8 protein-coding genes are annotated in these 11,112 nt (G+C 42.1%); 5 read left to right on the forward strand and 3 right to left on the reverse strand.

Annotated elements, in window-relative coordinates; translation table 11 throughout:
- Positions 1 to 14 precede the first annotated feature (14 nt).
- Positions 15 to 962 carry a ribonuclease Z gene (gene rnz / locus CSV73_RS02820; RefSeq protein ID WP_099626560.1) on the forward strand — a complete coding sequence of 316 codons (948 nt, stop codon included), beginning with the start codon at positions 15 to 17 and terminating at the stop codon, positions 960 to 962.
- A gap of 456 nt (positions 963 to 1,418) precedes the next feature.
- Here the strand turns inward: rnz and proC are convergent, their stop codons facing one another.
- From proC to CSV73_RS02835, 3 genes are all read right to left on the reverse strand, one after another.
- Positions 1,419 to 2,228 (reverse strand): pyrroline-5-carboxylate reductase, encoded by an 810-nt coding sequence (proC, locus tag CSV73_RS02825; RefSeq protein ID WP_099626561.1) that lies wholly within the window; start codon positions 2,226 to 2,228, stop codon positions 1,419 to 1,421.
- 306 nt (positions 2,229 to 2,534) lie between these two features.
- Positions 2,535 to 3,641, reverse strand: a complete 1,107-nt coding sequence (locus tag CSV73_RS02830) for a TFIIB-type zinc ribbon-containing protein (RefSeq protein WP_099626562.1) — start codon at positions 3,639 to 3,641, stop codon at positions 2,535 to 2,537.
- A gap of 10 nt (positions 3,642 to 3,651) precedes the next feature.
- Positions 3,652 to 4,788: an SPFH domain-containing protein gene (locus tag CSV73_RS02835; RefSeq protein ID WP_099626563.1), complete on the reverse strand. Its 1,137-nt coding sequence runs from the start codon at positions 4,786 to 4,788 to the stop codon at positions 3,652 to 3,654.
- Positions 4,789 to 4,979: 191 nt separating this feature from the next.
- Between CSV73_RS02835 and CSV73_RS02840 the strand changes: the two genes are divergently transcribed.
- From CSV73_RS02840 to CSV73_RS02855, 4 genes are all read left to right on the forward strand, one after another.
- A complete protein-coding gene (locus tag CSV73_RS02840) occupies positions 4,980 to 5,921 on the forward strand; it encodes an MBL fold metallo-hydrolase (protein WP_099626564.1) in 942 nt (313 codons plus the stop codon).
- On the forward strand, positions 5,908 to 6,663 hold the full coding sequence (locus tag CSV73_RS02845) for an SDR family NAD(P)-dependent oxidoreductase (protein WP_099626565.1): 756 nt from the start codon (positions 5,908 to 5,910) through the stop codon (positions 6,661 to 6,663). Before CSV73_RS02840 ends, CSV73_RS02845 begins: the two co-directional genes overlap by 14 nt.
- A gap of 561 nt (positions 6,664 to 7,224) precedes the next feature.
- A complete protein-coding gene (locus CSV73_RS02850; RefSeq protein WP_158232274.1) occupies positions 7,225 to 8,487 on the forward strand; it encodes a YbfB/YjiJ family MFS transporter in 1,263 nt (420 codons plus the stop codon).
- Positions 8,488 to 8,697: 210 nt separating this feature from the next.
- Complete coding sequence (locus CSV73_RS02855; protein ID WP_099626567.1) at positions 8,698 to 10,893, forward strand: sensor histidine kinase; 2,196 nt, start codon at positions 8,698 to 8,700, stop codon at positions 10,891 to 10,893.
- Positions 10,894 to 11,112 lie beyond the last annotated feature (219 nt).

The raw sequence follows: 11,112 nt of genomic DNA on the forward strand, positions 1-11,112 counted from the left end.
AGGAGGCCATGTATGTGGATATAGAATTTCTAGGGACAGGTGCAGGGATGCCATCAAAACAGCGCAATACGTCAGCACTCGTTCTAGATTTGACAGATGAGAATAAGGAAAACTGGTTATTCGATTGTGGCGAAGCGACGCAGCATCAATTGCTACATAGCGCGATCAAGCCGAAGAAGATTACGAAAATCTTCATCACGCATTTGCACGGCGACCATATTTTTGGATTACCAGGATTTCTTAGCTCACGCGCATTTTTAGGTGGAGATGATCCGGTTGATATTTACGGTCCTGCGGGCTTGAAAGAGTGGCTACAACATACGTATCAATTAACGGGAACGTACTTGCCTTACAAGTTGAATGTGCATGAAATTCATGACGGCATGATTCTCGAAACGGATGAATTCAAAGTCTATGCCAAAGAAGTTCAACATGTCATTCAGAGTTTTGGCTTCCGTATTGAACAAAAAGAGTTACCCGGTACATTATTGATCGACAAAGCGATCGAGCAAGGCGTTCCGAAAGGACCTTTGTTGCAGCGATTGAAAGATGGTTTTGATGTGGCACTTGAGAATGGACAGACCGTATACAGTCAAGACGTTACGACAGATAAGAAAAAAGGCTTCGTCATTACCGTTATTGGGGATACGTCGTACTGCCAAGCGTCAGTTGAACTGGCACGAGACGCCGATATTTTGATCCATGAAGCGACGTTCACCGATGAGTATGCAGCAGGTGCCAAGGAATTCGGTCATTCAACGATTGTCGAAGCAGCAACCATCGCGAAGGAAGCGAATGCGAAAAACCTTATTGCCAACCATATTAGCGCACGGTTCATGCCAAGTGAAATGCCAGCTTTCATAGCAGAAGGAACCGCTGTATTCGAGGCTATTTCGATTGCAGATGATTTTACGCGTTATCAGTGGAAACACGGAGAATTAATAAAGCTTGCAAAAAATTAAAGAGCTATCCAAGAAGTCGTAATGCCAGTGACTTTTTGTGATCAGCTTTTTTTGATTGTTGTGATTGTGTTAAAGGGGATGAAGTGCTCTATGTTGCCGCGTATTCGCTCTATAAAGCCGGTGGAGCGCTCTATTGGGCAGGGTGAGTGCTCTATCGGGATGCGTATGCGCTCTATCGTGCAGTGTGAGCGCTCTATGGGGATGCGTATGCGCTCTATCCGGAAGTCTAAGTGCTCTATCAGAAAGCCTTGGCGCTCTATCAGGCAGCCTATGCGCTCTATCAAGCAGCTTGAGCGCTCTATCGGGCAGCCTATGCGCTCTATCAAGCAGCTTGAGTGCTCTATCGGGCAACCTATACGCTCTATACAGCCCCGCAACCGCTCATAACGGCCCGTGTCCCGCTCATTAAAAAAGACACTCAAAGAAATCATTTTCCTCGAGTGTCGTATTCCTATATTATTTCACAGCGCCCAATTGACGTGAACGGTTTTCTGCACTGATCAAGCAGTCCGAAATAATGGTCTTGAAGTTGTGATCTTCTAGCGATCGTAAACCTGCCGCTGTTGTACCGCCAGGGCTCGTTACATTTTCCCGCAGTATACTAGGCTCTTCGCCAGTTTTCTTCAACATGGAGGCAGCACCGTAGATCGTTTGAACGATTAATTCGCGTGCATCCTCCGCCTTTAAGCCTTGCGCTACCGCTGCTTCTTCCATTGCTTCTACTAAATAGTAGATATACGCTGGCCCGCTACCTGAAAGGGCTGTGACTGCGTGCAGATGATCTTCTTCGACGACTTTGACGACACCGATTGCACTCAACAAGCTCAAAATAGATTGTTGCATTCTTTCTGAAACTGCGTCATTAAACGCAATTCCGCTTGCTGATTTTCCAATTGTTGCGGACGTATTCGGCATCGAGCGTGCAATCGGACGTTTGCCGAGGCCTTTTTCAAATGTATCGATGGAAATACCTGCGATGACAGAGAGGACTGTCGTATCTTCTCCAAGGTAGGGTGCAATATCCTCCATCACTTTCGCTACATCTTTCGGCTTCGTTGCGAGCACGACTAAGTCGACTTTTTTAATGAAATCTCGGTCTTCGCACACTTTCGTAATACCATAACGCGACTCCAGTTCATCTAAACGTTCTGCATCTGAACGATTCATGACATAGACATTATCTTCATATATGACACGTTTCTTAATAATCCCCGCAATAATTGCTTCTGCCATTTGACCGGCGCCTACAAATAAAATCTTTTCCATGTCTAACATCCTCCCAAAATAAAAAAACGCTCCCGTCCTGTGTTTCAGGACGAAAACGCTCGGTTTCCGCGGTGCCACCTAAATTTGCTGTTTACGACAGCACAACTTCAAGTCTTCTTTATCGCAGAAGGTACGGTCGTGTTTCCACGACAGCTCGGAAGGAGGTTCAAAGGGGAGTGGGATACATGACTTGCAGCCTCGGCCATGCTCTCTTCTATCCATCACCCGTCTACTGATCTTCCTCAATGCCCGTTTCATACTATTTCCATGATTATGTCATGTACTAATTGAAATGTCAAACTGCCATTAGCTACTGGCGAACAAGTAGATGATGAATAAAACGATCAGAATCGAGATGACCAACGAAACGATCTTCATCGTGCTTAGCGGATAATTTCCGGACACTTTCCCCGTTTGTCCATTGACGATAAATTGATAGACTTTTTCTTTGAAATGAAAAGAGGAAATCCAAATCGGCAATAAAATATGTTTATATGTAATAGCGGTATAATCTGTCGAGACATTGACCACTTGTACGATATCTCCGGCAACGCTGTGTTCGATCCCGTTGACGATTCCTTTAGTCATCACGTCCTTTGCTTGCGAAAATCCTTGTTGTAATGAAACGGAATAGCGCTCAGCAAGGAAACCAGACATATATTCCACTTTATAATCGGTCAGACTCGTTAATTGGAAAGGCTGTACTTTCTGCAATAATTTCGGGTCGACAGTGTTAGACGCTTTGATTAGAATATCATCAAAGAATTCACGGTAATTGCCGCTTTCCTGATGCCAACGAATTTTTTGTACTTGCTCGGTTACTTGTCTCGCCTTACCATCCTCATAGACGGTCCGTGTTTCGGTGACATAATAGTAATTTCCGACACGTACGACATAGTGTGACTGTGTTTGACTATCATACGTCCAGTAAGGCAAATAGGCACCAGATATTTTATTCATTCGATACGTTTTTTTTAATGCGTTCGGTGCGAAGAAGTGCCCTTTGATCCAGTCCTTGAACTTCGCCTGTGCTTGTTCCTCGGAAACTTGAAACGGAATCAATAACCCCGGTTGTATGCCGGCGTCGTGATTCGTGACGGATATGTGAGAAGATCCGCAAAATGAGCAGAAATCCGCAACGATATGTGCGTCCAGTACGGATTCCGCTCCGCAGTTATCACAGGAAAAAACACGTTTCTCTTCATTCCATAGATGTTGAAGATTATTTCCCGCTTCCTTGAAATCCAGTTCCACATGATGGTCGAACGTTGCTTCAATCGGCATTTCATGACTACAGAAAGGACATTTCAAGCCCCGTGTTTCCGGATTATATTCTGTGTTGCCGCCACAAGAAGGGCATTTGATATTTTCAGTATCTTCTACTACTGTGTGTTGTTCATCAAATGAAGTCAACGTCCATCCCTCACTTTTCGTCTAACGTCTCACCACATTCTGCGCAGAATTTCGCACCCGGCAGATTGGCATGTGAGCATGCAGGACAAATTTTCTCTGTGGCTTGAGATGTACCGCAAACGCTACAGAACTTCGCGTCTTTTGGAATCATGGTCTCACACTTCACGCAAGGTACTTTATCGGTTTCAACAGATTTTCCGCACTGACCACAGAACTTGGCATCGGCGTTGATCGTAGCCTGACAATGCGGACAGGATTTTGTCGCGGCTTGTGCTTGAGGTTGCTGTTGGTTTTGATTCATCGCATTTGCCATGACTTGACCCATGCCCATACCAGCCCCCATCCCGACACCTGCGCCTGCCATGCCACCTTCATTCTGAGCGGCATCCCGCATCGCTTCAGCCGCCTGATATTGCTGGTATTGCTGCATATTGCCGAGTACACCCATAGAGGTCCGCTTGTCCATCGCTTGTTCTACTTCTTTTGGTAACGATAGGTTTTCGATATAGAGTGATGTGATCTCGAAACCGAATGCAGCGAAACGAGACATCATCTTCTCTTTGCCTTTTTCACTTAATTCGTCGTAATGCATAGATAGATCGAGCGCAGGTAGTTGAGATTCTGCGAATAAATCGGATAATCCAGAAATAATCATTTTCTTTAGATGACCTTCAATAGAATTCGTATCATACGAACTGTTCGTTCCAAACAACTCGCGCAAGAAAATGGTCGGCTCAGATACCCGATATGAATAAATCCCATAACCCCGAAGCCGTATCATGCCGAAATCCGGATCACGCATCATAATGGGATTCGATGTGCCCCATTTTTGATTGACGAATTGTTTCGTATTAATGAAATATACTTCCGCTTTAAACGGCGAATCAAAGCCGTATTTCCAAGATTTCAACTTCGTCAGGATGGGCATGTTTTGTGTATACAAAATATGACGTCCTGGTCCAAATACGTCCGCAATTTCCCCTTCATTGACGAAGACCGCGACTTGTGATTCCCTGACCGTCAGCTCTGCCCCCATTTTAATTTCATTATTATGCACGGGGAACTGATAAACTAACGTATTGGCATCCTGTGCTTGCCACTCGATTACTTCGATAAATTGGTTTTTGAACATATTAAAAAATCCCACTGTAATCCCTCCAACTCGACGTCATTATGTAAATCATGCGATTTCATGTAGTATACCATACGAAGAATAGGCAAAATGGTTTCATTTTGCGCGAAATATCTTTCGGTAAATGAACAATCAAAACGTGACGTACATCGAAAGAAAGAGTACAATAGACTGAACAGTCATTCATTTAATAGGGGGAACAGTATATGATCACAAAAATTAGTACACCTACACCATTTGCGGTAGGTGACGTGAACTGCTTTTTACTAAAAGGCGACACACTGACGTTAGTAGATGCGGCGACGAAAACGCCGGAAGCACGTGAAGTGTTGCAGATGAAATTAAAAGAAATGGGCTATACATTCCAAGATATAGAGCAAGTATTTGTCACGCATCACCATCCCGATCACTGTGGATTGGTCGAGATGTTTGATCGTGCAGAAATTCTCGGTCATCCGTATTTAAACTATTGGCTAACACGCGATAAAGAGTTTTTGGATCGTCATGACCGTTTCTATGAACAATCATTAGTAGAAGAAGGTGTGCCGGAACAATATTTGAAATGGGTGAAACGATTCCGTCGATCCGTCGACTTGATGGGAGGGCGTCCCGTCGATCGCATGATGAATGAAGGTGACGAGCTGCCAGGACATCCAGGGTGGAAAGTCCAAGAGTCTTTAGGTCACGCACAAAGTCATTTATCATTATTCAATGAAAAAGAAGGTATTCTGATCGGTGGCGATTTATTGTTAGAGAAAGTGTCATCCAATCCATTAATTGAGCCACCCTTTAAGAAAGAACAAGGACGTCCGAAGTCGTTGCTTCAATACAATGCGTCACTAAAACGTTTGTTGGATTTACCGGTGTCACTCGTTTACGGAGGTCATGGCAGTGAGATTACCCAAGCCCATGAGCTGATAACCGAACGCTTGGGGAAGCAGCACGACCGCGCCATGAAAGTTCTCGCTATGTTAGACGAATCTAAAACAGTCTTTGACGTGACGAAGCTCCTATTCCCAGCAGTATATGAGAAAGAGTTGGGGCTGACGCTGTCTGAAACCATCGGGCAGCTGGATTACCTAGTGGCAGCAGAATTAATCTCAGAAACGGCCGATTCAGCGGGAGTTCATCACTATGTCCGCATCTAAAACCGTGCTGATCACGGGAGCGACGAGCGGAATTGGGTTTGAACTGGCGAAGCGCATGACAGTGTTGAACAATTACCGCGTCATCGCGACAGGTCGCAATGCGAAGGCGTTAGAAGAGTTACGCGTACTCGGTGCAGAAGGATATTGTGCCGATCTACGAGATACGAAGCAACTCGATTGGCTTGTATCTTGCGTAGGAACACCTGACCTCATCGTATTTTCAGCTGGGGTCGGGAAGTTTCACTTGGCGCATGAAACGACCGATGAAGACACGTATGCGATGCTTGAAACGAATGTACTCGTACCCATGCAACTGACCGCTCGTGTGGTACCTTCTATGATCGAGCGCAAGCACGGTCATCTCGTCTATATCGGTTCACAAGCAGGGAAGGTTGCGACACCCAAAACATCGGTCTATGCCGCAACAAAACACGCGCTAATTGGCTATACGAATGCTGTGCGTATGGAAGTGGCGCCTTATGACGTCAATGTATCCGTCATCCATCCAGGACCGATCGATACACCGTTCATCGAGCTAGCAGACGTCACGGGCGGCTACAAGCAAGCGATGGGCAGCCAGTTGCTGTCGGTTGATACAGTTGTGCGTGCCGTTATGGAAACAATCGAGCGACCTAGACGTGAAGTGAACTTGCCAAAAATCACCGGTCTGACAAGTAGACTCTACGCATTGGCACCTAGCGTAGTCGAAACCATCGGGAAACCGTTTTTCTATAAAAAGTAAGATTGTATGGAGAGCGCTGTTGCTACAAGTCGTTATGATACGACTTGTGGCGGCAGTGTTTTTTGAAATGGGAAATAAAAATACGTTACGTAATAGGACTCACTATGATGCTGGAAAATGGCCGACGTTTGATTCTGGCAACATTCTTTACATGTATTTATCGATAGAATAATAAAGTAGTTGATCGTAAGTGGAAGGCGACTCCCAGAGGATCAGCGTGCGCCTTGAGACCCTGGACGTAGCGAAGCGAAGGAAGCGGCTCAAGCCACGCCCTCGGGAAAGCGTCCGCCTGGAACGTCGATCAACGGTGCCAACCCACTTACTTTTCACCTAGATCCACAAATAATAATATTATGTAAAATAGAATAAACTACTTTATAAAGAAGTTGGAATATTCTATCAGAAATGCTATAGTGTGAATGATAGAGTTCACACATTAGACATAAATGAAAGGCCTCAGAAATGTTACCAAACCTACTACGATTTAACACCCTGACATCACTCTGAGCAAATACCATTACTAGAAAATTTATAATGAACGCTAAAAAGGGTGGGATTTGTATGCTAGCTAAAGAACATGATCAAAACATTTGGAAATACGCATTTGCAAGCGTCGCCGTCACGGTCAGTTCTCTCGGCTTTGGACGGATGTCATATGGAATCATTATGCCTTTCATGAAAGAGAACCTCGCGATGTCTTATAAACAAGCAGGACTGCTCGCCACAACGGTGTCAATTGGCTATTTGCTGATGGTGATTTTTGTAGGATTGCTCGTGACCAAATACGGGGCGAAAAAGCTTGTGATTTTTGGAACGGGACTCGTTTCATTTGGACTGTTTATGTTATCGTTCGTCGCAGGCTATAACTGGACACTTTTCGCCATGCTTCTGCTCGGAATAGGAACTGCATTCACCTATACGCCGCTCATTACGATACTCGTCGGCTGGTTTCCGAGGAAGCGCGGCATGCTGATCGGCTTTCTCGTTAGCGGCATGGGGCTAGGAACGCTGATTTCCAGCGCGTTAATTCCGTTTTTCACCACATGGTTTGGCGATATGGGCTGGCGCTATTTATGGTTCTTCTATGGTGTTGTGTCGATCGTATCTATCATAATCGCGCTGATTATTTTACGTGATCCACCGATACCGTTACTAGCTAAGGAAACGCAGGAACATTCATTTTGGAAGAAAGTCTACTTCAATACACGTGTACTTCGAGTCGCAATCATCTATGGATTGGTTGGATTTGCGTATTTGGTACCACAAAGTTTCTTGTTTAGCTATATTCTCGAAGTCGGGCTGTCTACATTCCAAGCAGGGCAGATCATGGCGATCAGCGGAATCATGGCGATTTTCAGTGGTCCGTTATGGGGCGAAGTTTCTGATCGTATCGGGCGAAAATCTGCGTTGCTCGCGACACTTGGAATTGGTGCAGTGTCACTTATCATTCCGGTTATTTTCCCCGTATATAGCGGGCTCATCGTCAGTCAATTCCTTTGGGGTGCGACAATTGTCGGGATGCTGTCGCTCTGCCAAGCGTTATCTACAGAACAAGTACATCCGACGTATGCACCCGTTGCTCTCGGCTATGTAACGTTCTTCTTCGCGGCAGGACAGTTGCTTGGACCGGGTATCGGTGGTTGGATCATCGACCGCTTCGAGCAAATTCCTCTCGGGCTAATTATGTGCAGTGTATTACTCGCTTTGGCGTTCTTGCTGACAATTCGAATGAACGCGCATGCAGTGGATGATGAGACGGAGTTGGAAGTGAAGCCTGTGTTGGCTACTTTTTGCAAGAAAGAAACTCCTACTAAGGAAGTATAAAAGAGCATGGCTTTAGTAATGTGTATTTTTTAATAAAGTACGTGAGCCTGGCAACAGCAAATATGTAAAAATAAAAGGTATCAGCATCCCGCAAATGAAGGGATCTGGTACCTTTTCATCTCGTTTAATGGTATAATAAGTAAACTTAATTTGAATACTTCAAAATATTACCAAATAGCAGTAAAATATAAAACATGGAGGTGAGAGGTTATGAAAAATGACGTAGAGAGAGTAGTTAAAAACCCACATCTATATACTAAAGACCATATAATTCATTACGTGAGCAATGGATTCCTCGAGTTAACTGGATATGAAGAGTGTGATGTAGTAGGAAAATCCCTTACTGATATAGACGCATTATTACGATCTGAACACCAAATATCTATTCAGGAGATTAAAGCGACAGATTATTTATATATTTTCACTAGTAATAATTTGCCAATGGAAGTTGAAATAAGTATTGAAATCATCAATAAAGAAGACGTTAAAATCTATTCCTTTAAAGAGATAAAAGATTCAGCATTAAAATTCACATTAGATAACTTTATTTGTACTGATACTTATAAACATGGATCTGTAGCAATATTTAGCTATCCGGAGGGTATTCTTCTACAACATGATGAGAACTATATTCATACATTATCCTTAATGAACATGATTTCGGAAAATCCACTAGGTAAACATCCTTCGTTTTCGAATAATATTATAGATTTATTAAAACAAGGCATTTCTCTGCATGAATTTGGGGTAGAATCAATAAGTTCAAATGGAGTACCGACGTATTGGGATATAAATGTAAAAATGATATGTGGAGATCACAACAAGTATGTACTATTCTCTATTTACGATGTGACAGACAGGACCCGTGAAAGAAAACTTACTACTAAACAAAGAGGCGAAATGGAACTATTAGTTAGCCATACACCAGATATTGCACGTACTGTAGATAGAGTAGATAATATGTCAACTATTATACCTGGCATAGATAGAGACGGACGAGCTACCGATATAAATAAAGTCGGCAGGCAAAACCTATCCCAACCTATCCCAGAGCAGGTTCCGGATATACACTCAGTAACTAGTGAAATGGCATATGTGAAAAGTGAATTTTTCACTACTTATTTTGGATGTGATGGAACGCCTAACTATACTGGGCAAGGAAATGTAGACAGTGATATTCCCATCTATAAAAATATAGAAAATATTTATAAGACGAAAGAATATAAAGCCTTGCAGGAAAATGTAGAAGATATTTCACTTTACTATGCGTCATTCTCTAACAAAGACTTCAAAATAACTTATATTAATGATTATGCATTTGAAATCTTTAAAAGGGAAATACCGGAAGTCCATACAGAATTAGATGTATACGGGAAAAGTTTTTTTGATTTTTATAAAACTGATGATGTGGATGAATTGATAAAAGAAATCTATAAATCTATTGAAAACAAATCCTCGTATACACATAAACTTAGTTTTTGTGTAGATGGGACTCCTCACTATACAAAAACCATTTTTCAACCTATGTTCAATCAAAATAATGAAGTAGAAAAGATTATTGCCTTGGGGTTAGATATTTCCGATGAAGAATTAGCTAACAAAAGAATGGAAAAACTTCTTACAGCCCAAGAAGAATTATTCATCAACACATCTCATGAACTAAAGACACCATTAAGTGTAATATTTAGTGGAGCCCAATTACTGAATTTATATTTGGAAAACGATTCCCTGGAAGAATGTAGAGACGATATTTTGAATATTAATAAGACAACAATAGGGAATTGTTTTAGACTAATCAAACTCATAAATAATATATTAGATATTTCAAAAATAGAATCGGGACTAAATGAATTACACTTATGCAATTACAATATTGTGGAGATCATAGATAGCATTGTACAATCAGTTTCAGAGTACACCAAGTCTAAAGATATTCAAATTATATTTGACCCAGATGTGGAAGAACTCTTCATCGCATTGGATGTGTATAAATTTGATAGAATTTTACTCAATCTTATTTCAAATGCAATAAAATTCTCTATTACGGGTAAAGTTATATTTATAAAGCTAGAGGTAACAGATTATCAAACAGTAAGAATTTCTGTAACAGACGAAGGCATTGGTATAGCTCAGGAGAGTATGGGTGCTATATTCGGAAAGTTTATACAATTAAACAGAAATTTAAATCGTATATCTGAAGGCACTGGGCTTGGTTTGCCTCTAGCTAAGTCTATGGCTGAACTTCATGGAGGGAGTCTAACCGTAGAAAGCATTCTCGATAAAGGGAGTACATTTACTATTGAACTTCCTATTAAGACAATAGATACTACAACTAGTAACCAAGAAGATACGACTGATATTGATCGAGTTGAGATAATAAAATATGAATTCTCAGATATATATTAAAAATGAGTGCCTATGTGAGAAACTTACGTGAATGTATAAACATCCATGAAGGTTTCGTGCAAAGGTACTTTTTTTACAATTTCAATAAATATGAAACGATTTCCTACCCTATCCGTATACATAGTATGTAACAAAATCTAGTAACTGGAAAAGAGTGTTGGGTATGTTGGGTTTACTACTATTTTCATTAGTTGTAGGAGTTATCACGAGTGCTATGAT

Origin of the sequence: Sporosarcina sp. P1 (assembly GCF_002743155.1) — a bacterium.
In the GTDB taxonomy this organism is placed as follows: domain Bacteria; phylum Bacillota; class Bacilli; order Bacillales_A; family Planococcaceae; genus Sporosarcina; species Sporosarcina ureae_B.

Excerpts from the sequence above, each read along its gene's own strand:
- CSV73_RS02840 (WP_099626564.1), top strand. The coding sequence starts at position 4,980 with ATGATCACAAAAATTAGTACACCTACACCATTTGCGGTAGGTGACGTG.
- CSV73_RS02850 (WP_158232274.1), top strand. The coding sequence starts at position 7,225 with ATGCTAGCTAAAGAACATGATCAAAACATTTGGAAATACGCATTTGCA.
- CSV73_RS02855 (WP_099626567.1), top strand. The coding sequence starts at position 8,698 with ATGAAAAATGACGTAGAGAGAGTAGTTAAAAACCCACATCTATATACT.
- proC (WP_099626561.1), bottom strand. The coding sequence starts at position 2,228 with ATGGAAAAGATTTTATTTGTAGGCGCCGGTCAAATGGCAGAAGCAATT.
- CSV73_RS02845 (WP_099626565.1), top strand. The coding sequence starts at position 5,908 with ATGTCCGCATCTAAAACCGTGCTGATCACGGGAGCGACGAGCGGAATT.